23 protein-coding genes and 2 pseudogenes are annotated in these 24,854 nt (G+C 67.0%); 15 read left to right on the top strand and 10 right to left on the bottom strand.

Features of this window, described 5'->3' with window-relative positions:
• Positions 1-143: 143 nt before the first annotated feature.
• Entirely contained in the window at positions 144-1,295 is a 1,152-nt protein-coding gene (locus CAG29_RS20150; protein ID WP_085577509.1) for an MFS transporter, read from the bottom strand.
• A gap of 122 nt (positions 1,296-1,417) precedes the next feature.
• On the opposite strand from CAG29_RS20150, the gene CAG29_RS20145 reads away from it, so the two are divergent.
• Positions 1,418-2,407, top strand: coding sequence for a diaminopimelate epimerase (locus CAG29_RS20145; RefSeq protein ID WP_085695030.1), 990 nt, complete (start codon positions 1,418-1,420; stop codon positions 2,405-2,407).
• Between the two features lie 28 nt (positions 2,408-2,435).
• On the opposite strand, the gene CAG29_RS20140 is transcribed toward CAG29_RS20145, so the two are convergent.
• The 5 genes from CAG29_RS20140 to CAG29_RS20120 all read right to left on the bottom strand — a co-directional run bounded on the left by CAG29_RS20140 (position 2,436) and on the right by CAG29_RS20120 (position 6,942).
• Positions 2,436-3,092: a carboxymuconolactone decarboxylase family protein gene (locus CAG29_RS20140; RefSeq protein WP_085695029.1), complete on the bottom strand. Its 657-nt coding sequence runs from the start codon at positions 3,090-3,092 to the stop codon at positions 2,436-2,438.
• A 112-nt stretch (positions 3,093-3,204) separates the two neighbouring features.
• A complete protein-coding gene (codA, locus tag CAG29_RS20135; protein ID WP_085695028.1) occupies positions 3,205-4,440 on the bottom strand; it encodes a cytosine deaminase in 1,236 nt (411 codons plus the stop codon).
• 74 nt (positions 4,441-4,514) lie between these two features.
• Positions 4,515-5,327, bottom strand: a complete 813-nt coding sequence (locus tag CAG29_RS20130; RefSeq protein WP_085631438.1) for an alpha/beta fold hydrolase — start codon at positions 5,325-5,327, stop codon at positions 4,515-4,517.
• Between the two features lie 84 nt (positions 5,328-5,411).
• A complete protein-coding gene (gene queD / locus CAG29_RS20125; protein WP_085577504.1) occupies positions 5,412-5,768 on the bottom strand; it encodes a 6-carboxytetrahydropterin synthase QueD in 357 nt (118 codons plus the stop codon).
• 94 nt (positions 5,769-5,862) lie between these two features.
• Positions 5,863-6,942, bottom strand: a complete 1,080-nt coding sequence (locus CAG29_RS20120) for a hypothetical protein (protein ID WP_085577503.1) — start codon at positions 6,940-6,942, stop codon at positions 5,863-5,865.
• 250 nt (positions 6,943-7,192) lie between these two features.
• On the opposite strand from CAG29_RS20120, the gene CAG29_RS20115 reads away from it, so the two are divergent.
• The 4 genes from CAG29_RS20115 to CAG29_RS20100 are packed head-to-tail and all read left to right on the top strand — an operon-like array spanning position 7,193 to position 9,803.
• Complete coding sequence (locus CAG29_RS20115; protein ID WP_085577502.1) at positions 7,193-7,501, top strand: PepSY domain-containing protein; 309 nt, start codon at positions 7,193-7,195, stop codon at positions 7,499-7,501.
• The gene (locus CAG29_RS20110) at positions 7,501-7,821 is read left to right on the top strand and encodes a PepSY domain-containing protein (RefSeq protein WP_085577501.1); all 321 of its coding nucleotides are present in this window, start codon (positions 7,501-7,503) and stop codon (positions 7,819-7,821) included. Before CAG29_RS20115 ends, CAG29_RS20110 begins: the two co-directional genes overlap by 1 nt.
• A 3-nt stretch (positions 7,822-7,824) precedes the next feature.
• Positions 7,825-8,493, top strand: a complete 669-nt coding sequence (locus CAG29_RS20105) for a response regulator transcription factor (protein ID WP_085577500.1) — start codon at positions 7,825-7,827, stop codon at positions 8,491-8,493.
• Positions 8,490-9,803, top strand: a complete 1,314-nt coding sequence (locus CAG29_RS20100; RefSeq protein ID WP_085695027.1) for a sensor histidine kinase — start codon at positions 8,490-8,492, stop codon at positions 9,801-9,803. The genes CAG29_RS20105 and CAG29_RS20100 overlap by 4 nt, the downstream gene beginning before the upstream one ends.
• A gap of 412 nt (positions 9,804-10,215) precedes the next feature.
• On the opposite strand, the gene CAG29_RS29120 is transcribed toward CAG29_RS20100, so the two are convergent.
• Positions 10,216-10,971: a methyl-accepting chemotaxis protein gene (locus CAG29_RS29120; RefSeq protein WP_371856083.1), complete on the bottom strand. Its 756-nt coding sequence runs from the start codon at positions 10,969-10,971 to the stop codon at positions 10,216-10,218.
• Positions 10,972-11,073: 102 nt separating this feature from the next.
• A pseudogene (locus tag CAG29_RS29115) lies at positions 11,074-11,220 on the bottom strand (HAMP domain-containing protein); the annotation flags it as partial.
• A gap of 1,540 nt (positions 11,221-12,760) precedes the next feature.
• Here CAG29_RS29115 and CAG29_RS20090 point away from each other — a divergent pair.
• From CAG29_RS20090 to CAG29_RS29105, 3 genes and pseudogenes are all read left to right on the top strand, one after another.
• On the top strand, positions 12,761-14,080 hold the full coding sequence (locus CAG29_RS20090; RefSeq protein WP_085577497.1) for a Na+/H+ antiporter family protein: 1,320 nt from the start codon (positions 12,761-12,763) through the stop codon (positions 14,078-14,080).
• Positions 14,081-14,203: 123 nt separating this feature from the next.
• Positions 14,204-15,028 (top strand): annotated as a pseudogene (locus CAG29_RS29110) (cache domain-containing protein); the annotation flags it as partial.
• A gap of 36 nt (positions 15,029-15,064) precedes the next feature.
• Positions 15,065-15,886, top strand: coding sequence for a methyl-accepting chemotaxis protein (locus CAG29_RS29105; RefSeq protein ID WP_371916641.1), 822 nt, complete (start codon positions 15,065-15,067; stop codon positions 15,884-15,886).
• Positions 15,887-16,038: 152 nt separating this feature from the next.
• Here CAG29_RS29105 and CAG29_RS20080 read toward each other — a convergent pair whose 3' ends face one another.
• Together CAG29_RS20080 and CAG29_RS20075 are read right to left on the bottom strand one after the other, a co-directional pair.
• Complete coding sequence (locus CAG29_RS20080; RefSeq protein ID WP_085695025.1) at positions 16,039-16,311, bottom strand: hypothetical protein; 273 nt, start codon at positions 16,309-16,311, stop codon at positions 16,039-16,041.
• Positions 16,312-16,349: 38 nt separating this feature from the next.
• Positions 16,350-16,577 (bottom strand): DUF6555 family protein, encoded by a 228-nt coding sequence (locus tag CAG29_RS20075; RefSeq protein WP_085577494.1) that lies wholly within the window; start codon positions 16,575-16,577, stop codon positions 16,350-16,352.
• Positions 16,578-16,716: 139 nt separating this feature from the next.
• On the opposite strand from CAG29_RS20075, the gene CAG29_RS20070 reads away from it, so the two are divergent.
• The 7 genes from CAG29_RS20070 (at position 16,717) to CAG29_RS20040 (ending at position 24,798) form a co-directional block, all read left to right on the top strand.
• Positions 16,717-17,496: a helix-turn-helix domain-containing protein gene (locus tag CAG29_RS20070; RefSeq protein ID WP_085577493.1), complete on the top strand. Its 780-nt coding sequence runs from the start codon at positions 16,717-16,719 to the stop codon at positions 17,494-17,496.
• A gap of 266 nt (positions 17,497-17,762) precedes the next feature.
• Positions 17,763-17,936, top strand: a complete 174-nt coding sequence (locus tag CAG29_RS20065) for a DUF1427 family protein (RefSeq protein ID WP_085695024.1) — start codon at positions 17,763-17,765, stop codon at positions 17,934-17,936.
• A gap of 32 nt (positions 17,937-17,968) precedes the next feature.
• Positions 17,969-18,925: a zinc-binding alcohol dehydrogenase family protein gene (locus CAG29_RS20060; protein ID WP_085577491.1), complete on the top strand. Its 957-nt coding sequence runs from the start codon at positions 17,969-17,971 to the stop codon at positions 18,923-18,925.
• A gap of 119 nt (positions 18,926-19,044) precedes the next feature.
• Positions 19,045-20,055 carry an aspartate-semialdehyde dehydrogenase gene (locus CAG29_RS20055; protein ID WP_085695023.1) on the top strand — a complete coding sequence of 337 codons (1,011 nt, stop codon included), beginning with the start codon at positions 19,045-19,047 and terminating at the stop codon, positions 20,053-20,055.
• A gap of 208 nt (positions 20,056-20,263) precedes the next feature.
• The gene (locus tag CAG29_RS20050) at positions 20,264-22,924 is read left to right on the top strand and encodes a FimV/HubP family polar landmark protein (RefSeq protein WP_085695022.1); all 2,661 of its coding nucleotides are present in this window, start codon (positions 20,264-20,266) and stop codon (positions 22,922-22,924) included.
• A 353-nt stretch (positions 22,925-23,277) separates the two neighbouring features.
• Entirely contained in the window at positions 23,278-24,102 is an 825-nt protein-coding gene (gene truA, locus CAG29_RS20045; RefSeq protein WP_085631446.1) for a tRNA pseudouridine(38-40) synthase TruA, read from the top strand.
• A gap of 63 nt (positions 24,103-24,165) precedes the next feature.
• The gene (locus tag CAG29_RS20040) at positions 24,166-24,798 is read left to right on the top strand and encodes a phosphoribosylanthranilate isomerase (protein WP_085695021.1); all 633 of its coding nucleotides are present in this window, start codon (positions 24,166-24,168) and stop codon (positions 24,796-24,798) included.
• Positions 24,799-24,854 lie beyond the last annotated feature (56 nt).

Raw genomic sequence — 24,854 nt, 5'->3', positions numbered from 1 at the left:
GGCCGCCATCGCCAGCAGGCTGGCTCCCACAGGAGATCTCCAGTGAATGCAGGGGCTGTGGTCACCGCAGAACCCTGTGGGAGCGGGCTTGCCCGCGATGACGGCGGCCCATCCAGCACCTATGTGCCAGCCAGGCCGCTCGTTCAGACCTTCAGCACTTTGCCGCCGATCGCCACCGCCACCAGCAGCACCGCCATTAGGCCGAAGGCGAAGCTCAGGCTGCTGCCGTGGGCGACGAACCCGATCACCGCAGGTCCCGCCAGAATCCCCGCATAGCCCAGGGTGGTGATGGCCGGCACCGCGATGCTTTCCGGCATCACCGTCTGCTTGCCCACCGCCGTGTACAGCACCGGCACGATGTTCGAGCAACCGGCCCCGACCAGCGCGTAACCGATCAGGGCCGCCTGCCAGGACGGCGCGAACGTTGCCAGGAACAGGCCCGCCGCCGCGGTCAGCCCGCCGAACAGGATCACTCGCGTCGCCCCCAGGCGCCGGACGATGCGGTCGCCGGTGAGGCGGCCCGCCGTCATGGTCAGGGCGAACGCGGCGTAGCCCAGGCCCGCATAGGCCTTGTCGATGCCGCGTTCCTCGGCCAGGAACACCGCGCTCCAGTCCAGCGCAGCGCCTTCGGTGAGGAACACGATGAAGCACATGCCGCCGATGAACAGGACGATGCCGTGGGGCACCGCAAACGCCGGCCCCGAGCTTTCGCTGCCGTAGGGCAGCATGTGCGGCACGGCCTTGAACAGGGACGCGACCAGCAGCGCGACCACCACCAGCATCGCCGCCAGCGGCGACAGGCCGAGGCCCAGCAAGCCGCTGACCCCCGCCGCGCCGACGATGCCACCGAGGCTGAACAGGCCGTGGAACCCGGACATCATGTTTTTCCCGCTGGCCCGCTCGACGATCACCGCTTGCAGGTTCACCGTCGAGTCCACCGTGCCCAGCCCGGCGCCGAACATGAACAGCGTGGCGATCAGCGCCGGAACCGACGAGACCGTCGCCAGCAACGGCAACGCCGCGCAGATCAGCAGCGTGCCGCCGGTGGCCACCTTGCGGCAGCCGAACCGGGTGGCCAGGATGCCCGCCAGCGGCATCGCCAGGATCGACCCCACCCCCAGGCACAGCAGCAACAGGCCCAGCGTGCCTTCGTCGAGCCCGGCCCGGGCCTTGGCGTACGGCACCAGCGGCGCCCACGCCGCGATGCCGAGGCCGGCGATGAAGAAGGCGATGCGGGTGGACATCTGTTGCAGGCGTCCGGGAACGAAAGCGGCTTGGGCGTTGAGGTCGGTCATGGGAATCCTTGGCAGAATCGTTACAGCAGGCGGACATCCTTGCACAGTGAGCCCGCGGGCGCGAGCAGGCGCGCGCCCACACGAGGTACAGTGGTGCCTTTGAACCATCCAGGGATCGACCGATGACGCCGCTTTACGATGCACGGGGCAACCTTTACGCCGTCGTTTCACCCAAGGCGCTGCGGGACGCCGGCGTGCCGTTGCCCGCCACGGCGCAAGCTTGCGCGGCGTCGCGGCCGTCGTGGAGCCGCGCTGCGGTGGCGGCCTGCTGCGAGTGGCCCGACGGCGAGCGTCCGGCGGGGGCCAAGGCGCACCGCAGCGATGGTTTGCTGATCGGTCCGTTCCAGTCCGCGCCGCCGTTCGACCTGCTGATCGTCAACACCGACGGCTCGTTGGCCGAGCGCAGCGGCAACGGCCTGACGATCTTTTCCCAGGCGCTGCTCGAACAAGGCCTGATGCCGCAAGAGGGGGCGTTGCTGCGGGTGCACCATGACAAGCAGGACGCGGTCTCGCCTGTGGCCACCTCGGTCAAACCGGCGCAGGTCGAAGCCGTGCAAGGCTTCTGGCTGGACCTAGGCCGGCCAAGCTTCGGCCCGGCGGCGGTGGGCGCGCAAGGCGTCGAAACGGTGATGTTCGAGGGCCGCGAACTCAGCCGGGTCGAACCGCTGGCACGCCTCGATCCGGCCTGGGGCCGCAGCCAGTTCGTGCGCATCGGCAATCCCCATGGCGTCACGCTGGTGGCCGACGGGGCGCACCTGCCGGACAACGAACAACTGCGCGATGCGCCGCTGAACGAGCCCCTGACCCGGATCGCCTACGCCATGCCCGAAGGGGCCGGCCAACCCTGTCCGGCCGGGGTCAACCTGCAATGGGCGCAGCGCGGCGGCGAACAGCGTGTCATCGCGCGGGTGTTCGAGCGCGGCGAAGGCCCAACGGCGTCCTCCGGCACCAGCGCCAGCGCGGTGGCGTGCGCGGCCTGGCGGGTCGGTTGGGTGAAGGCAGGGCAGGTGCAGGTGGTAATGCCCGGCGGCACGGCGCCGGTGCTGCTGGAGGCGTGCGGCGACGAGTTGACGGGCGTGCGCCTGTTCGGCACTGCGCACGCCCGGGCTTGATGCCGGCCCGGAAGAGTGGCCGGCCGTTTCAGTGGGCCTTGAACAAGGCGACGCTCACGACGGTTTCGCCTTCCACGTTCAGGTGAAGCAAGGCTTGCGGATCAGTGTCGATGCCGTCGAAGCACTCGACCACGACGGCGCTCGCTGAGGTGGCAAACAACGCCAGGCGTTCGGCCCGGCACAGATGACGCTTGACCGCCTCGCTGAGCGGCATCGGCGGACGGCCCTCGCGCACCAACCCGCAGAATGCCAGGGCAACCTCGCGGGGAGGGGCGGGTGGAGGCGACGGCAGGCCCGCGTCGGCAAACAGGCGGTTGAGCTGGTCGGCGGCGCTCACTGCCCGGGGGAAACCGGCGAAGGCCGAGGCCTGCAAAAGCACCTCCGTCAGTTCGCCGGGCGCGAGGCCGGAGGCCAGGCCAGTCTTGAGGTGCACGCTCAACGGCGGCCCGACCATGCCGGACGCCACGATCGCCGCAAACGACACCGCTTCGCGCAAGCGGGGATCCAGGCCCGGCCGGGCGTGCAGGTGCCCGTACACCACGCCGACCGCCAGCTCACCCAAGGCGGGTGCGGTATGGAACAGTGCATCGAGGCGGGATCCGCCATCGGGCACCAGGTCGATGAATGTGTGGCGGCCTTCGCAGTAGAGCGTGGCCATGGGATCGGAAGGGGAGTGATGATTCATGTCGCGTCCTCACGTTCGAATGAGGATGGCAGCAGAGCAACTTCGCACAAATTACGGCATGACACGGCGTCCATCGGGAGATCGGCGCCGGGATGGCGCCGATCCCTGAACCTTAGACGAATTCCACCACCGGCATCTGCCGCTTCATCAGCACCTTGCCCCCGCGGATCGAATACAGCGGCAGGCCCTGGCTGCGGATCACTTCGTAGTCGCTGTCCGCCGACAGGATCAGCAGGTTCGCCGGCCGCCCAGGCTCCAGCCCGTAGCGTTCGCCCAGGTACAGGGCCTTGGCGCTGTTGTCGGTCACCAGGTCCAGGGCGTTCTGCAGGTTGCGGTAGCCGAGCATGTGGCAGATGTGCAGCCCGGCCTCCAGCACCCGCAGGATGTTGCCGTTGCCCAGCGGATACCACGGATCGACGATCGAGTCCTGGCCGAAGCAGACGTTCATACCCGCCTCCAGCAGTTCGTTGACCCGGGTCACGCCCCGGCGTTTGGGGAAGGTGTCGAAGCGCCCCTGCAAGTGGATGCTCTCGGTCGGGCAGGAGACGAAACTGATGCCCGAGTGCCCGAGCAGGCGGAACAGCTTGGCGCAGTAGGCGTTATCGTAGGAACCCATGGCCGTGGTGTGGCTGGCGCTGACCCGGGCGCCCATGCCGCGGCTGCGGGCCTCTTCGGCCAGCACTTCGAGAAAGCGCGAATGCGGGTCGTCGGTCTCGTCGCAGTGCACGTCCACCAGGCAGCCGGTGCGCTCGGCCAGGTCCATCAAAAACTTCACCGAGCTCACGCCCTGGTCGCGGGTGTACTCGAAATGCGGAATGCCGCCGACCACGTCGGCGCCCAGGCGGATGGCTTCTTCCATCAGGTCGCGACCGTTGCGAAACGACTCGATGCCTTCCTGGGGGAACGCGACGATCTGCAGATCCACCAGGTGACGGTTTTCCTCGCGCACCTCCAGCATCGCCTTGAGCGCGGTGAGCTGCGGGTCGGTGACGTCGACATGGGTGCGCACATGCTGGATGCCGTGGGCGGCCAGGGCCTGGAGGGTTTTTCCGGCGCGGGTCTTGGTGTCTTCGAAGGTGATGGTGGCCTTGCGTTCGCCCCAGCATTCGATGCCTTCGAACAGCGTGCCGCTCATGTTCCAGCGCGGCTCGCCGGCGGTCAGGGTAGCGTCGAGGTGGATGTGCGGTTCGACGAACGGCGGCACCACCAGGTTGCCGCCGGCATCGAGGTCGTCGGGGCCCAAAGTGGGGGCTTCGGTCTGGCGGGCGACGCTGCGGATCAGGCCGTCTTCCAGGTGCAGTGCGTGCAGGCCTTCCTGGTTGCGCAAGCGGGCGTTGATGATGTGCATCGGCTCATCCTTTTCATGGATCGGGTGCGGTCACTGCGTCGTACCTTAGCGCAATACCCGCCCCTGCTGGGACATCAGAGAAAACGCAGCAGGGCCGCGACGATGGCCTCCGGGGCATCTTCCTGGACCAGGTGCCCGGCGTTCGGGATGGCGTGGAACCGCGATCCGGGAATCATCCCGTGCAACGCCCGGCCGCGCTCGATGGGGATCCACTGATCGTCCTCGCCCCAGAGGATCTGCACCGGGCAGCGGATCGTCGGGTACAGGTCCTGCACCTGGCGGGTGTAGCGCTCGTCCATCTGCGCGATCTGTCGGTAGAACGCCGCCTGGCCCGGATCGCCGAGCCAGGGCTGCACGTAGGGGGCGAGTTCGTCGTCGGGCATGTCGCGGTGGACGGCGCCACGGATGTAGGCCGGAACGACGGCCCGCTGAATGTAGTCGGGCAGGCCGCTGAACGCGGCCTCATGCTGGCGCACGTGCTGGACGAACGGCGAGCCCCAGGGCGACAGCGCGACCGGGTCGATCAGCGTCAGGGTGCGGTACTCCTTGCCGTTGAGCAGGTGCGCGCGCAGGGCGGTGGCGCCGCCGAAGTCGTGGGCCACCACGTCCGGACGTTGCAGGTTCCAGTGATCCAGCAATTGCGCCAGCAGTTCGTTCTGCACCCCGAGGGACACGTCGGCGTCAGGCTTTTCGGACTGCCCGTAGCCCAGCAGGTCGAAGCAGTGCACCCGGTGAGTCCTGTAGAAGTGCGGGGCGATGCGGTGCCATACATAGGACGAAAACGGGGTGCCGTGCACGAACACCAGCGGCGGCCCGTCGCCGCGGACGGCATGGCGAACGCCTCGCCCGTTGAAGTCAAAGACCTGATCCAGCAGCCAGTCCGTCATGGGTCTGTCCTCTTGGCGGGTTGAGCCAAAAAGCATAGGCACAAAAAAACCACCGTTCCCGGTGGTTTTTTTAGGCCGCTGGGCTCACTCGCCGCGGTAGATGCAGCCGCTGGTGCAGGTCTCGTGGATGCGGATCGCGCTGAGTTCCGGCAGCAGGGGCTTGAGCTCGTTCCAGATGAACTTGGCCAGCACTTCGCTGGTCGGGTTCTCAAGGCCCGGGATGTCGTTCAGGTAGTTGTGGTCCAGGCGCTCGTACAGCGGCTTGAAGATCGCCTTGATCTCGGAGAAGTCGCGGATCCAGCCGGTGTGCGGATCGATGTCGCCGCTCAGGTGGATGGCCACCTTGAACGAATGGCCGTGCAGGCGTCCGCACTTGTGGCCGTCCGGCACGTGGGGCAGGCGGTGGGCGGATTCGAACGTAAATTCCTTGAAGATTTCCACGGTGATGTCGGCTCTGTTCAGATGGCGTCGCGTCAGCGATTCGGGCAGGCGGCGAGTTTACCAGCTTGTCTGCGGCCGTGCGGCAAAACGCTGACTAAAGGGTCAGCAGGCGTTCGGCGAGGCGACCGTTGGCGGCCAGTTCGAGAAACTCGTCGCCCAGCCGCCGGCTTTCGTCCATCGCCGCGCGCCAGTATTTCTGCCGGGCGGGCGCATCGCCCATGAAGCGCTTGAAGTCGTTGCGGTCCGGCAGCTTGCCGTAGGGCAGGCGCGCCAGGTATTCCTTCGACGGGGCGAGCAGCAGCACGTCTTGCAGGCGCTGGGTCGACGCCCGGCGCCAAGGCAGGGTCTTGTCGAACCAGCCGGGGATGACCCGGTCGGTGAAGTGCGGATACAGCACGATGCCGTCGCCGCTGTAGGGCAGGTCGAGGTGATAGTCCAGCAGGCCGCCGTCGCGGAACGTGCCGGCGCCGGCTCCCGGCAGGTCGCGCACACCCTCCATCACCATCGGGATCGAGCCCGAGGCCAGCAGCGCCTGGCGCAGGTTGCCGGCGTCCAGGGCGATGAAGCGCGACGGGAAGTCGTTCAGCGCCTCCACCGGCGGCGCCAGGCGCGGGTCGTGGATGATCAGCCGCTCGAAGTGCCGCGCCAGCCGCGCCCGGCCGCGCAGGTTGTCGGCGATCACCGAGCCCAGCGCCAGGCCCAGCCGGCCGCGGTGATCGTCCGCCAGCCGGCCGTGGCTTTTGACCACCATGATGTTGAGGCGGTAGTGGGGGTTGTCGAGCAGGCGCGCGTCGCGGCCGTCGAGCAGGTCGTCGAGCATGCGCCGGGAACTGCGGCTGACCTCGGTGACGGTGACGCCCTTGTTGAAGTTTTGCTCGGTGTACAGGTGACCGAGACGGCGGATGCCTTCGGCGGCGTCCGGCAGGCAGGCGCTGGCGAAGCGCCAGGAACCCACCGACGCACCGATCAGCGAGCGCTCCCGGGGCGCCGCCGGCAGCCATTCGCCGAACAGTGCCAGATCCAGCCCCTGGATCCCCAGCGCCTTCGGCCCGCCGGCGGCGCCGGGCAGGGTGCCGACGTCGGCGGCGCTCAGGCCCCGGGCGCGGATGCGCGCCATGGCCCGGGGGCCGGCCTTGAGGGTGAGGGCGGGGAACTTGATGTGGATGGCGGTCATGTCGGCCTCGGTCGATGGCGAGCGGGGATTATAGAGCCACTGCGAACCCTGTGGGAGCTGGCTTGCCAGCGATGACGGAAGGACAGTCACTGCGATGTCGCACGCAGAATCGCTATCGCTGGCAAGCCAGCTCCCACAGGAAGTCCCGCAGGAGGTCGTGTCGGGCAGGGCAATGATGGCCATTCAGTTTCAATTAAGTTCACCCCGCTAAGGTGACGCCCCGCAGCACATAAAAATACGGAGACACCCCATGAAGACCCTGACTGCCCTGTCCATCGCCTCGATCATCGGCCTGACCGCGAGCCTCGCCCACGCCCGCGACCTGGGCCCCGATGAGGCCCTGCGCCTGCGCGACGCTGGTACTATCCAGTCTTTCGAGAAGCTCAACGCCGCAGCGCTGGCCAAACACCCTGGTTCGACGGTCACCGACACCGAGCTGGAAGAGAAGTACGGCAAGTACCTCTACCAGATCGAACTGCGCGATCCGCAGGGCCAGGCGTGGGACATGGAACTGGACGCGGTCAGCGGGCAAGTGCTCAAGGATCATCAGGACACGTAATGAAGCCGTATTTTCTGCATCCGCGCGTCGGGAGCCGTCTGGCCCTGGCGCTGTTGGCGTTCTGCTCGCTGGCGGCGGCCCGCGACCTCGACCAGGATGAGGCCCTGCGCCTGCGCCAGCAGGGCGTGATCCTGCCGCTGGAACAGGTGCTGCAACAGGCGCTGGACCGCTATCCCGGCGCCAAGCTGCTGGAGGTCGAGCTGGAAGAGAAGCACGACGTCTATGTTTATGAAGTCGAGCTGCTGACGGTCGAAGGGGTGGCCCGCGAGCTGCACCTCAAGGCCGACACCGGGCAACTGATCAAAGACAAGGAAGATTGACCGATGCGTCTGCTATTGGTGGAAGACCACGTACCGTTGGCCGATGAACTGCTCGCCGGCCTGCAGCGCCAGGGCTATGCGGTCGATTGGCTGGCGGACGGGCGCGATGCGGTCTATCAGGGCGGCAGCGAGCCCTATGACCTGATCGTCCTCGACCTCGGCCTGCCCGGCGTGCCGGGGCTGGAGGTGCTGGCGCAGTGGCGGGCCGGCGGCCTGGCCGTGCCGGTGCTGATCCTCACGGCCCGGGACTCCTGGGCCGAGCGCATCGAAGGCCTGAAGGCCGGGGCCGACGACTACCTGACCAAGCCGTTCCATCCGGAAGAACTGTTCCTGCGCATCCAGTCGCTGCTGCGCCGCTCCAAGGGCCAGGCCAACCAGCCGACCCTCAAGGCCGCCGGCCTGCACCTGGACGAAGGCCGCCAGTGCGTCACCCGCGACGGCGCCGACATTCAGCTGACCGCCGCCGAATTCCGCCTGCTGCGCTATTTCATGCTCCATCCGCAGCAGATCCTGTCCAAGAGCCACCTTGCCGAACACCTCTACGACGGCGAGACCGAGCGCGACTCCAACGTGCTGGAAGTCCACGTCAACCACTTGCGGCGCAAGCTCGGCAAGAGCGTGATCGAAACCCGCCGCGGCCAGGGTTACCTGTTCGGCGGGCAGGCTTCGTGAGGTCGATCCAGCGGCGCCTGAGCCTGGGCCTGATCAGCGTGATGGTGATCGTCGGCCTGGTGCTGGCGCAGGTCAGCCTGTGGCTGTTCGAAGTGGGCCTGCAGCGTTACCTCGAAGCCGGCCTGCGCAACGACAGCGAAAGCCTGCTGGTGGCGCTGGTGCGCGGCCCGCAGGGCTTGCAGCTGGATGAGCGGCATCTGTCGCCGGCCTATCAGCGGCCGTTCTCCGGGCATTATTTCCGCATCGACTTCGCCGACAGCCACTGGCGCTCGCGCTCGCTGTGGGATCAGGATCTGCCGCTGCTGGATCACCCCGGCCTGCACAGCAACCTGCAACTGGGCCCCGGCGGCCAGCAGTTGCTGGTGCTGCGCTCGGACTACCGGCGCCTGGGCCAGTCGATCTCCATCAGCGTCGCCCAGGACTACACCCCGGTGCGCGAGAGCTTCCGGCGCATGCGCCAGGTCGGGCTCGGGCTCGGACTGGCCGGCCTGTTGCTGATCCTGTTGCTGCAACGGCTCACCGTGCGCCGGGCCCTGCGCCCGCTGGAAACGGCACGGGAACAGATCGCCCAGTTGCAGCAGGGCCAGCGCTCGCAGCTCGACGAGCAAGTGCCGACCGAGCTGGAACCCCTGGTGGCGCAGATCAACCATTTGCTGGCCCACACCGAAGACAGTCTCAAACGCTCGCGCAACGCCTTGGGCAACCTCGGTCATGCGCTGAAGACGCCGCTGGCGGTGCTGCTGAGCTTGGCCTCAAGCGAACGGCTCGACGGGGACCCGCAGCTGCGCAAGATGCTCACCGAGCAACTTGCGCAGGTGCAGCAGCGGCTCAACCGCGAGTTGAACCGTGCGCGGCTGTCCGGCGATGCGCTGCCGGGGGCGCTGTTCGATTGCGGTGCGGAGCTGCCGGGCCTGCTGGCGACGTTGAACATGATCCACGGCGAACACCTGGCGTTGAGCTTCACGGCGCCTGCGGGCCTGCAACTGCCGTGGGATCGGGAAGACTTGCTGGAACTGCTCGGCAACCTGCTGGACAACGCCTGCAAATGGGCTGACGCCGAGGTGCGCCTGAGCGTGGTCGAGGCGGCGGGCGGTTTTGTGCTGAACGTCGAGGACGACGGCCCGGGCATCCCCGAGGCCCAGCGCGATCAGGTGTTCAGCCGCGGCACCCGGCTGGATGAACAGACCGACGGCCATGGCCTGGGGCTGGGGATCGTGCGGGACATCGTCGAGGCCTGGGGCGGGACACTGGCGCTGCGCGAGAGCGAGTGGGGCGGGTTGAGCGTGGTGATCGAACTGCCCAAGCGCTGAGGGCAGGCGGGAGCTGCGGCGGCGCCTTTACCGACGCCATCGCTGGCAAGCCAGCTCCCACAGGGTTTGCGGTGAACACAGATTTTTGCAGCCAGCCAAGCCCCCTGTGGAAGCCAGCTCCCACAGGTTTTGCGGTAAACACAGATTTTTGCAGTCAGCCAAGCCTCCTGTGGGAGCCAGCTCCCACAGGTTTTGCGGTGAACACAGATTTTTGCAGTCAGCCAAGCCCCCTGTGGGAGCCAGCTCCCACAGGTTTTGCGGTGAACACAGATTTTTGCAGCCAGCCAAGCCCCTTGTGGGAGCTGGCTTGCCAGCGATGGCGGAAGGTCAGCCGCCACTGATGTCGGATGGGCCGGCCCCTTCGCTGGCAAGTCGAGTCATCGCACCGCAGCGCCTACAGGTTTTCCAATGGTCAGACGCGGAACTGGTCCATCAGGCCCTGCTGCTGGTTCGCCAAACTGTTGAGCGACTGGCTCACCCGCGCCGATTCGTTGGCCTGGCCGGACAGCGATTCGGTCACGTCGCGAATGGTCGCCACGTTGTTGTTGATCTCCTCGGCCACGGCGCTTTGCTCTTCCGCCGCGCTGGCGATCTGCAGGTTCATGTCGCTGATCACCGTCACGGCGTCGCCGATCTGGCGCAGGGCCGTCACGGCCTGGCCGACTTGCTCCACGCTGCCCTGGGCCTGGCGGTGGCTGTTGCCCATCGAGCCGACCACGTCCTGGGTGCCGTTCTGCAATTGCTCGATCACTTGGCGGGTCTCCTCCACCGACTCCTGGGTGCGGCGGGCGAGGTTGCGCACTTCATCGGCGACCACCGCGAAGCCACGTCCGGCCTCTCCGGCGCGGGCCGCTTCGATGGCGGCGTTGAGGGCCAGCAGGTTGGTCTGCTCGGCGATGGCGCGGATGGTCTCCAGCACGGTGCCGATCTTCTCGCTGTTGGCGGCCAGGCCTTCGACCTGCGCCATCGCCGCGCTCATGTCGGCGGCCAGGGTGTCGATGCTGGCGGTGGTGCGGTCGATCACAGTCAGGCCCTGACGGGTGGCGCGGTCGGCGTCCTTGGCCGCTTCGGCGGCTTGCGCCGCGCTGCGGGCGACGTCCTGGGCGGTGGCGCTCATCTCGTGGGACGCGGTGGCGACCTGATCCACCTGGCGGTACTGCTGCTCCATGCCGGCGCTGGTCTGGGTGGCGATGGCCGAGGACTGGTCGGCGGTGTTGCGTGCGTCCTGCACCGAGCGTTTCACCTGGGCGATGATCGGCTGCAGTTTGTCGAGGAAGCGGTTGAACCAGCCGGCCAGCTGGCCCAGTTCATCGTTCTTGTCGTAGGCCAGGCGCCGGGTCAGGTCGCCTTCGCCGCTGGCGATGTCTTCGAGCATGTGCGCCACGCCGAGGATCGGCTTGGTCACGCTGCGGGCCATCAGCCACACCAGCAGCAGGCCGAGCAGGGCGGCGAGGGCGCCGAGGCTCAGCTCGATCAGCGTGCCCGAGCGGTTGCTGGCGTCGAGTTGCTGCTTGAGGGCTTCGGCGCGGCTGACCAGCACCTTTTCCGGCACATCGAGCAGCACGCCCCAGGACGGCCCGCCAGGGATCGGCTGGAACGGCGACAGCACCTTCAACTGCTGGTTGCTGTGCAGGCTGCTCACGGTCTTGCTGGAGGCGAGCAGGCCCAGCAGTTCGGCGCCGCTGGCCTTGTCCACGGCGTCCAGGCGCTGGCTCAGCTTGCCGGCGTCCGGGCTGTGGCCGGCGAGCAGGCCGGCGGGGCTGATGATGCTCACGGCGGTCTGGCCGTCGTACAGCTTCTTGCTGGCGTTCTGGCTGATGGCCTGCAGGCTGTTGAGGTTGATGTCCACCGACAGCGAGGCGATGACTTTGCCGTTGACCGTCAGCGGGAACACGATGCTGGTCATCAGCACCTTCTGGCCGTCGATCACATAGAAGTAGGGTTCGATCACGCAGGGCTTGAGCGTGGTGCGCGGGCAGGTGAACCAGGCGTTGGCGGCCTGGCCGCTGGGGCCGGTGCTGGTGTCGGCCATGTCGCTTTCCGGCAGTGCCATGGACGTGACCTTGCCCGGCGTCGGCTGCGACCAGTACAGGGCGAAGCGGCCCTTGTCGTTGCTGCCCAGTTCCGCCTGGCCGGCGAACAGTTCGTCCTTGCCGTCCAGCGCGTTGGCCTCGAACACCAGCGACAGGCCCAGCAGCTCAGGGTTGGCCTGCAGGGCCGACTTGACCTGACGGGTCATGTCCTCGCGCAGGTCGAAGGCATCCAGGAAGCGTTTCTCGGCCTGTTCGCGCAGGAACAGTACCTGGCGCGAAAAGCCGTGGCCGTATTGGTAGGCGTCCATGAACTGCTGGCGGATGAACGCCGCCTGCACTTCGCCCTGGGATTCGATGCGGGCCTGGGCCGACTCGGTGAGCATTTCCATGCTCGACGCCTTCACCAGCTCGGAACTGTGCTCCATGCGGTACAGCGAAAGACCCACCAACAGGGTCACGATACCGGCCAGGCAGAGCCCGGCGAGCAGGGTGATTTTCCATTGGATGGAAAGTTGTCTGAGCGACATGGAGACGTCCTTATTCGATATTTATCTGAGACTTTGCACTGTAACGGCAGCGCGGCGGTTTTCTTTATGGCGCAAACGCAATAGGACCGATTGCCGCATCCGGCGGCAGTGCCACGTATGTTCCTGTGGCGAGGGAGCCTGCTCCCGCTCGACTGCGCAGCAGGCGCGATGCGGGCCGCCCCCCACGGCGGGAGCAAGCTCCCTCGCCACGGATTCATCGGTTGTTACAGGACAATGCAGCCCCTCGCTTTGACACTGCGGCCACTCTGCGGCACAGTGCGCGCCCTTCTAACAAGACCCTCGATCCAAATTCGCTGGCGGCCTCCGGGCGTTGCCGGGCGGACTCATCCTGTCTGGCGGTGAAGCGCATCCATCGCCGTGTTTTTGAGGTAGTGAAATGAATGCAGTGATTGCTGCGGTCGGCGTCATGCTGATCCTCAGCCTGTCCCGTGTGCACGTGGTGATCGCGTTGATCGTCGGTGCGCTGGTCGGTGGCCTGACCGGCGGCCTGGGCATCGACGCCACGCTCAAGGCGTTCAACAGCGGCCTGGGCGGCGGGGCGACGGTGGCGTTGTCCTACGCGCTGCTGGGCGCGTTCGCGGTGGCCATCGCCAAGTCCGGCCTGGCCCACGCGCTGGCCGACAAGGCCCTGGCCATGGTCGACCGCCAGCACGCCACCGGCGGCGGCAGCGTCAAGTGGCTGCTGATCGGGCTGTTGTGGGTGGTGGCGATCGCGTCGCAGAACATCCTGCCGATCCACATCGCGTTCATTCCGCTGCTGGTGCCGCCGTTGCTGTATGTGCTGACCAAACTGCAACTGGACCGGCGCCTGATCGCCTGCGTGATGACCTTCGGCCTGATCACCCCGTACATGGTGTTCCCGGTGGGGTTCGGCAACATCTTCCTCAATCAGATCCTGCTGGCCAACGTCAGCAAGGCCGGGGTGGACATCAGCCAGGTCAACGTCATGCACGCGATGGCCATTCCGGCGGCGGGCATGGTGTTCGGCCTGCTGCTGGCGGTGTTCTTCAGCTACCGCAAGAAGCGGGTCTACGACCTGGAGAAGATCGAGCAGGTGGAGCAGGTCAGCGTCGCCTATAACCCGATGACCCTCGGGATCGCCTTCTTGGCCATTGCGGCGGCGTTCATGATTCAGTTGCTGCTGGACTCGATGATTATCGGGGCGCTGGCCGGATTCCTGATCTTCTCCGCCTCCGGCATCGTGAAGTGGCGCGAGACCGACGGCCTGTTCACCGAAGGCATGAAGATGATGGCGATGATCGGCTTCATCATGATCTCGGCCTCAGGCTTCGCCGAGGTGCTGAAGGCCACGGGCGAGGTGCGCACGCTGGTGGAGAGCGCAGCGGCGTGGATCGACCACAGCCAGGCCATCGGCGCGCTGCTGATGCTGCTGGTGGGGCTGATGGTGACCATCGGCATCGGCTCGTCGTTCTCCACGGTGCCGATCCTGGCGGCGATCTTCGTGCCGCTGTGCGTGCAGCTGGGCTTCAGCCCGATGGCGATCGTCTGCATCGTCGGCACCGCCGGCGCCCTGGGCGACACCGGCTCGCCGGCCTCGGACTCGACCCTGGGCCCGACCTCCGGCCTGAACATCGACGGCCAGCACCACCACATCTGGGACACCGTGGTGCCGACCTTCCTGCACTACAACCTGCCGCTGCTGGCGGCCGGGTGGCTGGCCGCGATGGTGCTCTGACCACCAGCGGTCACTTGTTGGCTCCCGCATCGGCACGGGTGGGAGCCTCCGGCTCAACTTTTGGTTCGGCAGGCCGTTAACGCCTTTATCCACGCCAATAAAACCAAAAGAGTGAGCCCGTCCATGCGTCTGAGCCTCAAGGCTAAAGTCCTGTCCCTTGCCGTCCTTCCGGTGTTGCTCTTTGCGCTGGTGATCAGCCTGACCGTGCTGTTCATCCTTCAGGAACAGGCGCACAAGGAAGTCGAACAGACCCGCGAGCGCCTGCTCGGCGACGCCAAGGCCACGCTGCAGAGCTACGTCGCCGTGGCCATGACCACGATCAAGCCGCTGTACGACGCCGCCGCCCCCGGCGACACCGCCGCCCGGGCCCAGGCGATCAAGCTGCTGTCGAGCATCAAGTACGGCAAGGACGGCTACTTCTTCGGCTACGACTCCGAGACCGTGCGCCTGTTCAAGGCCAACGACCCCGACGGCGTGGGCAAGAGCTTCAAGGACAACCGCGACCCGAACGGCGTCTACGTCAACCGCGACCTGGTGAAGGTGGCGAAGGACGGCAGCCATTACCTGCAATACAGCTCGCCGCTGCCGGGCAATGCCCAGGTGCTGGTGCCTAAGCTTGGCTACACCGAATACCTGGCCAAGTGGGACATGGCGGTCGGCACCTCGGTGAACCTGGACGGCATCGAAGCGCAAGTGGCGGCGGTCGAGGCCACGGTGCAGGAGCGCATGCGGGGTGTGGTGCTGAGCATCGTCGGCGTGGCCGTGGTGGTGCTGCTGGTGATCGCCGCGGCGGGCATGCTGCTGGCCAACACCATCCTGCGCCCGTTGAACCTGATGAAAGCCAACCTCGACGACATCGCGGCGGGCGAGGGCGACCTGACCCGCCGCCTGGCCATCACCAGCCAGGATGAGCTCGGCGAACTGGCCGGCTCGTTCAACCGCTTCGTCGACAAGATCCACGGCCTGGTACGGCAGATCACCGAAATGACGTCCCAGCTTACTGGCCTGGTGACCCAGGTGTCGGACCAGGCACACCGTTCCGATCAGGCCATGGAGCGCCAGCGCCACGAGACCGATCAGGTCGCCACGGCGATCAACGAGATGTCCGCCGCCGCCCAGGAAGTGGCCAAGAGCGCGCAGAACGCCGCCGTCGCCGCCCGTCAGACCGACGAGGAAGGCCAGGCCGCCAAGCGGGTCGTGGCCGGCAGCATCCAGCAGATCCATGCGTTGGTGGACGACATCCGCCACAGCGGCGTGTCCCTCGACAGCCTGCAGCAGGACGTGTCGTCGATCGTCGGCGTGCTCGGGGTGATCCGCTCCATCGCCGAGCAGACCAACCTGCTGGCGCTGAACGCCGCCATCGAGGCGGCGCGGGCCGGGGAGGCCGGGCGCGGTTTTGCGGTGGTGGCGGACGAAGTGCGGGCGCTGGCCAGCCGCACGCAGATCAGCACCCAGGAAATCCAAGGCATGATCGACCGCCTGCAGGCCGGCACCCAATCGGCGGTCGAGGCCATGCGCCGTTCCAGCGAGGCCGGCGACGGCACGTCGGCCCAGGCCAATCAGGCCGGCGCATCGCTGGATGCGATGGCGGAACTGATCGCGACCATCAACTCGATGAACGCCCAGATCGCCAGCGCCGCCGAAGAGCAGACCGCCGTGGCCGAAGAGATCAACCGCAGCGTGCACCAGATCGCCGTGGCCGTGGACAGCGTGGCGGACGAGACCCAGTTCGGCGCCCAGACCTCGCGCAGCCTGGCCGAGCTCGGTCAGCGCCTGGGCCGGCTGGTGGGGCAGTTCCGCATCTGAAACCCATACGGCGCCCGGCCGGGCGCCATCGCCGGCAGGCTGGCTCCCACCGGTTTCGGCGCGTGCGCACCTGCAGTGAAAGACTGGACATCCGCGGCAACTTCTACAGGGTTGCAAATGCGCCCACTGAGCTGATGCCGGGTAAGTGGGGCCTAATCGGGCTCCACTTCCAGTCTCAGGCGCGTGTCGTCCAAGCGTTTGATCCGCAGGACAGCGCCTTGCAGGCGTCGGCCCTGCACCCGCACGTCCACGGTCCTGGCCTGGTCCAGGTCTTGCGGCAGCGGGGCGGATACGCACAGCGCAAACCGGTAGGGATCGCCCTCGACCGGTTCCAGCCCGACCTGGCACTCGACGCTCTTGATGACGTACCCGGCCGGCGTCTCCAGCCCGTAGTCGAGCCGCGCCGGGCTCCTGATCGATGTCATGGCGGCTATCCCCCGTGTCTGCCGGTGAGCGGACAAGCTTAGCTTGCCGGTCGCCAGGTGACGTTCTCCACGCCGAATTTCTCCGCCATCGGCTTGCTGGTCTTTTGCACCTTTTCCCGGCCGAAACGCGGGATCCGGCCGACGCCGGCGTCGCAGCTCGCCCAGTGCCAGGCCTCGACGTTGTCCATCTTTTCCGAGCGGATGATGAACGACTTCGGCGCGCCGTGGAGGGTGTATTCGATGACAAACAGTTTTGCGTTGTTCATAAAGCCCCGGTTCCTCCCTGTTGTTATAGAGGGATCGCGGCGGGCCGGGAAAATTCATTCGGATTGTCCGGCGGCGCGTTGGCGGGCGGATCGGCGACTGGTTACCATGGCGCTTCCCTCAAACCGATGAACCCCTGCCATGGCCCTTGCCGCGCCTCCCGACCTGAGCGATACCGACGTGCCGGTGCAGCCGCTGGCGCGCACCTACCCGCGCGGCCTGTTCATCGAGCCCCACGAGCATGTCTGGGGCCAGTTGCTGTATGCGATGAGCGGGGTGATGTGGGTCGAGACGCCTCACGAGGCGCTGGTCGTCCCGCCGCAACGGGCGGTGTGGCTGCCGCCGGGCGTGCCCCATGGGATCCGCGTGGTGTCGGACCTGCAGATGCGCAATATTTACCTGCGCCCGGCGCTGGCGGCGACGCTCGACGCCACGGTGCAGGTGATCGAGGTCGGCGGCCTGCTGCGCGAGCTGATCGTCGGGCTGGTGGAGGAGGGCGACAGCGGCGATCCGGCCTATTACGACGCGCTGGTCGGCCTGGCCCTGCTGGAGCTCAAGCGCGCCCGGCGCTCGCAGCTGAAAATCCCGCTGCCGGACGATTCCGACCGGCGCCTGATGAACCTGTGCCAGGCGGTCATGGCCGCGCCTTCGCTGGACATTCCGTTCGAGCGGCACGCGGAGAACGCCGGGGCCAGCGTGCGCACCCTGGCGCGGCTGTTCAAGGACGGCCTGGGCATGGGCTTCGCCGAATGGCGGCGGCAGGTGCAACTGGCGACCGCGGCGGCGGAGCTGATCCAGGGCGTGCCGGTCAGCGCCATCGCCCGGGAGCTGGGCTATTCGCCGAGCAGCTTCAGCGACATGTTCCGCCGTGAGCTCGGCGTGGCGCCTTCACAGTACGGCGCAGGCGCCGGCTCGGGTTGATCGCGATCCCTTGTGGGGGCGAGCCTGCTCGCGATGGCGGTCTGTCAGTCGAAGCCGGTGCCGGATGTTCCGGCGCGATCGCGAACAGGCTCGCTCCCGCAGCGGTCGCGCGGGATCCGGACCTTTGACCGAAATCCAATAGGCGGCTGGCGATGGCGCCATTCAGGGCGCCGAAGGATTGGCCGAAATTCGGAAGTCCTTGGCCGATGCCGCCGCACGCCTTTCCCTAGACTCTGCCCATTCCCTTTCTCAGGCGGAGCTGTCCCATGAATTACCTGATTTCCCTGGCGGTCGGCCTGGGCGTCGGCCTGCTCTACGGCGCGCTGGATATCCGCTCCCCGGCGCCGCCGACGATCGCGCTGGTCGGCCTGCTGGGCATGCTGGCCGGTGAGCAGCTGTGGCCGATGGGCCGGCAACTGGTGGCCGGCTGGCTGTCCTGAATCCCTTCCTTTTCCATTCGGTGGATGTACCCATGAAAGCATTGCAATTCGATCAAACGGGCGATTTGGCTTCCCTGCGCTTCGTCGAGGTGCCGACCCCGGTGCCGGGCGCCGATGAGGTGCTGGTGCAGATCAAGGCGGCGGGCCTGAACCCCAGCGACGTGAAGAACGTGCTCGGGCGTTTTCCCTACACCACGCTGCCGCGCATCCCTGGTCGGGATTTCGCCGGGGTCGTGGTCGAAGGGCCGTCGGCGCTGATCGGCCAGGAAGTGTGGGGCACGGGCCGTGAGCTGGGTTTCTTCGCCGACGGTTCCCATGCGCAGTTCGTCAAACTGCCGGCCAACGGCGTGGCGCATAAGCCTTCGCACTTGAGCTTCACCCAGGCCGCCAGCCTTGGCGTGCCGTACACCACGGCGTGGGACGCGCTGGAACGCAGCCTGGTGAGCGCCGAAACGCGGCTGCTGGTGATCGGCGGCGGGGCGGTGGCCACGGCGGCATTGGCCTTGGCCAAAGTGCGCGGCGCCCAGGTGCTGGCGGCGGCGCGTCGGCCGGAGCAGGTCGAGGCTTTGCAGGCCCAGGGCTACCGGACGATCCTGCTCGACACGCCGGAGTCGCTGGGCGCCCAGGTCAATGCGGTGTACCGCGGCGGCGCCGATGTGATTTTCGACACCACGGGCTTCTGGCTGCCGGCTTCGGTGGCGGCGCTGGCGACGTTCGGGCGGATCGCGATCATCGCCGCGCCGGTGGACGGGCATGTGCAGTTGCCGGCGCTGGCCCTGTACCGCAAGGGCGGGTCGGTGGTCGGGATCAACTCGCTGCTGTACGGCGTGCAGGCCTGTGCGGCGATGCTGGAGCAGTTCGGCCGCTACTTCGACGAGGGCCTGCTGCCGTTGCCGCAGGGGCTGGTGGAGGCGCCGCTGGAGCAGGGGCTGGCCCGTTATGCCGAGGTGAATCAGGGCGGCGGGGACAAGATCATCCTGATGCCTTGATGGGTGGCCTCCGGGGAGGGCGGGGCGGTCGCCGGCATGGCCGGGCTTCGGCAGAAATTGCCTGTGTGCCGGCCACCCGGTAAAGTGCCGCTCCCCCCCGTTCTGCCTGAGGTCGCACCATGAGCCAGCCCATCGATATTGCCGTGATCGGCGCCACCGGCACCGTCGGCGAAACCCTTGTGCAGATTCTTGAGGAGCGCGACTTCCCGGTCGGCAACCTGCACCTGCTGGCCAGCAGCGAATCCGCCGGCAGCTCGGTGCCTTTTCGCGGCAAGAACGTACGGGTGCGGGAAGTCGATGCGTTCGACTTCAGCAAGGTCAGGCTGGCGTTTTTCGCCGCCGGCCCCGCCGTCACCCTGAGCTTTGCCGACCGCGCCCATGCCGCCGGCTGCTCGCTGATCGACCTGTCCGGCGCCTTGCCGGCCGAGCGGGCGCCGCAGGTGGTGCCGGAAGCCAACGCCAGCGTGCTGGACGGCCTGAAGGCGCCGTTCCAGGTCGGCAGCCCGAGCCCGTCGGCCACGACGCTGGCGGTGGCGCTGGCGCCGTTGCGCGGTCTGCTCGACCTGCAATCGGTGCATGTCACCGCCAGCCTGGCGGTGTCCGCCCTGGGGCGCGAAGGCGTCACCGAGCTGGCGCGCCAGACCGCCGAGCTTCTGAACATGCGCCCTCTGGAGCCGTCGTTCTTCGACCGTCAGATCGCCTTCAACCTGCTGGCCCAGGTCGGCACGCCGGACGCCGACGGCCACACCTCCCTGGAAAAACGCCTGGTGCGCGAACTGCGTCAGGTGCTGGCCAACCCTTCCTTGAAGATTTCCGCGACTTGCATTCAAGCCCCGGTGTTTTTTGGCGATAGCTTTAGCGTGACCTTGCGGTCAGCGGACGCGGTCGACCTGGAAAAGGTCAACGCCGCGCTCGAAGACGCGCCCGGCATCGAGCTGGTCGAAGCCGGCGATTATCCGACGGCGGTCGGTGACGCGGTGGGGCAGGACGTGGTCTATGTCGGGCGGGTGCGCGGCGGTGTCGATGAGCCGGCGGAACTAAATCTGTGGCTGACGTCAGATAACGTGCGCAAAGGCGCGGCCCTCAACGCGGTGCAGGTCGCCGAATTGTTGATAAAAGGCCTGCTGTAAAAGATACTTGGCAACAATTTGTCGACTGATTCTAGCCGGGCGCTATGCTTGGCCGGAGCGCTTGGCAACGAGTCACTCTCCGGGACTTTCCGGGGCATCAAAGAAATGATCGCGCGCGGCCCGTTCCCGTCGTCGCGCGCAATGCCTTGCGGCAGCGGTATTCAAGACTTCTCGCTGGCCGAGGAATGTTCAGACAAAGGAAGAGGCTATGGTTCAAGTTCGCAAACTGGTGTTAGCAATAGCGGCCGCCTCGGCGCTGTCCTCCGGTATGGCGCATGCCCTCGGGCTCGGGGAGCTGACCCTGAAGTCGACCCTGAACCAGCCGCTGGTGGCGGAGATCGAGCTGCTCGACGTCAAGGACCTCACCGCTGCCGAAGTGGTGCCGAGCCTGGCCTCGCCCGAAGACTTCGCCAAGGCCGGCGTCGACCGCCAGGCCTTCCTCAACGATCTGACCTTCACCCCGGTGCTCAACGCCAGCGGCAAAAGTGTGCTGCGCGTGACGTCCAGCAAGCCGCTGTCCGAGCCGATGGTGAAGTTCCTGGTGCAGGTGATGTGGCCCAACGGCCGCCTGCTGCGCGACTACAGCGTGCTGCTGGATCCGTCCAAGTTCTCCCAGCAGACCGCCGACGCCGCCCAGCAGGCCCCGGTGCAGACCATCACCGCACCGACCACCGGCGCCACTCACCCGGCGCAGTACACCACGACGCCGCGCGACACCCTGTGGGAGATCGCGGCCAAGGCGCGCAACGGCGGATCGGTGCAGCAGACCATGCTGGCGATTCAGGCCCTCAACCCGGATGCGTTCATCGACGGCAACATCAACCGCCTGAAGACCGGCCAGGTGCTGCGCCTGCCGGACTCGGTGCAAAGCACGGCGCTGCCGCAATCGAAGGCGATCGCCGAAGTCGCGGCGCAGAACACCGCCTGGCGCCAGGGCCGCCGTTACGTGGCCAAGCCGGGCACCGGCCAGCAGCAACTGGACGCGACCAAGCGTGGCCGCGGCAATGCCGGCGCTGCGCCGAACCCCAAGGACAACCTGAGCCTGGTCTCCGCCGAAAGCGGCAAGGCCCGCGGCAAAGGCCCGGCGGGCGACGCCAAGGCCCTGAGCAACAAGCTGGCGGTGACCCAGGAAAGCCTCGACACGACCCGTCGCGACAATGCCGAGCTGAAAAGCCGCATGGCTGACCTGCAGAGCCAGCTGGACAAGCTGCAACGCCTGATCGAACTGAAGAACAATCAACTGGCGAAGATGCAGGCCGAAGGGGCTGCCCCGGCCGCCGCACCGGAAGCTGCGCCTGCGCCGGCTCCGGTGCCGGCCATCACCGCCGAGCTGGCGACCACGCCGCCGGTCGCTCCGGTGCAAACTGCTCCGGCTGCGCCTGCGCCCGAGGCAGCTGCGCCTGCGCCCGCCGAGCCTGTGGTCGAGCCGAAACCGGCCGCCGATGACGACAAGGCCTTCAACGAACTGCTGACCAATCCGATCCTGCTGGGTCTGGCCGGCGGCGGCGCCATCGTCCTGCTGCTTCTGCTGTTGCTGCTGGCCCGCCGGCGCAAGGCCCAGCAGGAAGCCGAGAAGCACCTGCGCATGGCCCGGGCCCTGGAGGAGCAATCCTTCGAGCCTGAGCTCGATCTGCCGGAAAGCAGCTTCGAAGGCTTGGAAACGCCGGCGGCGAGCGTCAAGCTGAACCCGGCACCTGCTCCGGCGCCAGCTCCAGCCCCGGCTCCGGCCGTTGAGCCTGTCGTCGTGGCGCAGCCGATCGCTGCGCCGCTGGTCGCGCCGGCGGCCGAACGCACCGATGACGTACTGGCCAAGGCCCAGTCGCACATCGACGGCGGTCGCCTGAACCAGGCCGCCGCGCTGCTGGAGGAGGGCGTGAGCCTGGAGCCGCAGCGCAGCGACCTGCGCCTGAAACTGATGGAAGTCTACGGCCGCCAAGGCGACCGCGACATGTTCGTCGGCCAGGAGCGTCAATTGGTCGCCAACGGCGAGAACTTCGCCAAGGTCGAAGAGCTCAAGAAGCGCTTCCCGGCCATGGCGGTCGTTGCCGCCACCGGGCTGGCCGCTGCGGCCATGGCCGCCGAGCTGGATGCCGAATACGTCAAGGAACTGCTGCTCGACGAGCCGCAAGCCCCGGCCGAAACCGACAACGAGCTGGACAGCGCGTTCGACCTGAGCCTCGACGATCTGGACAACATCAAGCCGGTGGAGCCAGCGGTGGCTGAGCCTGCACCTGCTGCGGCCATCGAGCCGGAAGCACCGGTCGAGCTGGACGAGTTTCCGGCCGATGACGACCTGAGTTTCGAGTCCGTGCTGCAGCAGCAGACCGAAATCAAGGAGAACCTCGACGACCTGCCGGAGTTCGACCTGGATCTGGACCTGGGCGCCGAAGCGTCGCCGGCCACGCTGGCCGAAGACGATTTCCTGCTGGATCTGGATGACGGCATGAAGGATCTGCCGCCGGTCGAAGCGCCGGTCGTGGCCCAGGCGCCGATCGACGAGCTGGATCTGCCGGCCGATTTCGACCTGTCCCTGGCGGACGAAATGGACGCGGCCCCGGCTGAGCCGGATGCGTTTTCCGCCGAGCTGGACGACGTCAACGCCGAGCTGGACCGCCTGTCCCAGAGCCTCGGCGAGCCGAGCTTCAGCGAAGCTGACGCGGCCATGGGCGGTGATCTCGGTGAACTGGGCGAGGATGACTTCGACTTCCTCTCCGGCACCGATGAGGCCGCCACCAAACTTGACCTGGCCCAGGCCTACATCGACATGGGCGACAACGACGGCGCGCGCGACATCCTCAACGAAGTGCTCAGCGAGGGTGACGACAAGCAGAAGAACGAGGCCCGGGAGATGCTTTCGCACCTGGCCTGATCCGGCGTTCGGCGGTAATGAGAACGGCAGCCCATTGGGGCTGCCGTTTTTTTTTTCGCTTTAGATCGGTAAGCCCTCTTCTGTGCTCAGGCTTGAAGGGGAGCGTGCAGATAAAACTGTGGGAGCCAGCCTGCTGGCGATGACGGCGGCACATCCGGCATCGATATGCCAGGCAGGCCGCCATCGCCAGCAGGCTGGCTCCCACAGGTAATCGGTGCTGCAGGTGAGGCTGTGGGCCGGCGGCGGTCGCTGGAGAACTTTCTGGCATCCCCCATCCATGGCCTTATAATGCCCGCCTTTGTGCATCTGCAGGCTGTCCCGCTTTGGCAAACATAGATAACCCGGCCGCCGAAATGGCCCCCGAAGGCTTTTTCCGCATCGCCCTGGGCGTTGAGTACAAAGGTTCGCGCTACCGTGGCTGGCAACGCCAGGCCTCGGGTGTGCCGTCCGTGCAGGAAGAGCTGGAGAAGGCCCTGTCGAAGGTCGCCGATTCGCCGGTGGCGATCCAGTGCGCCGGCCGCACCGACGCCGGGGTGCACGCCTGCGGGCAGGTGGTGCACTTCGACACGCAGGCTGTGCGGTCGCTGAAGGCCTGGGTCATGGGCGCCAACATCAATCTGCCCCACGACATCAGCGTCAGTTGGGCTCAGGTGATGCCGGCCCACTTCCATGCGCGCTTCAAGGCTATCGCCCGACGTTACCGGTACGTGATCTACAACGATCAGATCCGTCCGGCGCACCTCAATGAGGAAATCACCTGGAACCACCGTCCGCTGGACGTCGAGCGCATGGCGCAGGCGGCGCAGTACCTGGTGGGCACCCACGATTTCAGCGCGTTCCGCGCCGGCCAGTGCCAGGCCAAGTCGCCGGTCAAGAAGCTCCACCACCTGCGCGTGACCCGTCACGGCAAGATGATCGTGATCGACATCCGCGCCAGCGCGTTCCTGCATCACATGGTGCGCAACATCGCCGGGGTGCTGATGACCATCGGCGCCGGCGAGCGCCCTGTGGAGTGGATGAAAGAGGTGCTGGAGAGCCGTGAACGGCGCTCCGGAGGGGTGACGGCGCACCCGTTCGGGCTGTATCTGGTACAGGTCGAGTACCACGACGAGTTCCCGCTGCCGGAGCGTTTCATCGGGCCGCATTTCCTGACCGGTTTCGCTGAACTGGACGGCTGACGCCCTCGAATGCATTTGCTACCATCCGGGACTTTCTCGGATTTGCCTTGGGGTTCTATCGACATGTCAGCCGTTCGCAGCAAGATTTGCGGGATTACCCGCTTAGAGGATGCGCTGGCGGCCGTCGAGGCCGGGGCCGACGCCATCGGTTTCGTGTTCTACGCCAAGAGCCCGCGGGCGGTGACCGTGCAGCGGGCGCGGGGGATCATCGGGGCGTTGCCGCCGTTCGTGACCACGGTGGGTCTGTTCGTCAACCCCAGCCGTTGCGAGCTGGGGGAGATCCTCGACGCCGTGCCGCTGGATCTGCTGCAGTTCCATGGCGACGAGACCGCCGCCGAATGCGAAGGCTGGCACCGGCCGTACATCAAGGCCCTGCGGGTCAAGGCCGGCGATGACATCGCCGCCGCCTGCAATGCCTACCCGAGCGCCAGCGGCGTGCTGCTCGACACCTACGTCGAAGGCGTGCCGGGCGGAACCGGCGAGGCGTTCGACTGGTCTTTGATTCCGCAAGGTTTGAGCAAGCCGCTGATCCTCGCCGGCGGCCTGACGCCGGACAACGTCGCCGACGCCGTCGCCCGGGTGCGGCCGTACGCCGTCGATGTCAGCGGCGGGGTGGAAGCGAGCAAGGGCATCAAGGATCACGCGAAGATCCGGGCGTTCATCAACGCCGCACGCGGCAACGCAGCACCGATGTGACGGCTGGCAGACTGCCGCCGTCCATAACTGCACTTGCAACAAGCAGGCGCGGCTGA

Source organism: Pseudomonas sp. B7(2017) (genome assembly GCF_002112745.1).
In the GTDB taxonomy this organism is placed as follows: Bacteria; Pseudomonadota; Gammaproteobacteria; order Pseudomonadales; family Pseudomonadaceae; genus Aquipseudomonas; species Aquipseudomonas ekonensis.
This window is presented reverse-complemented; position numbering and strand designations above follow the sequence as displayed.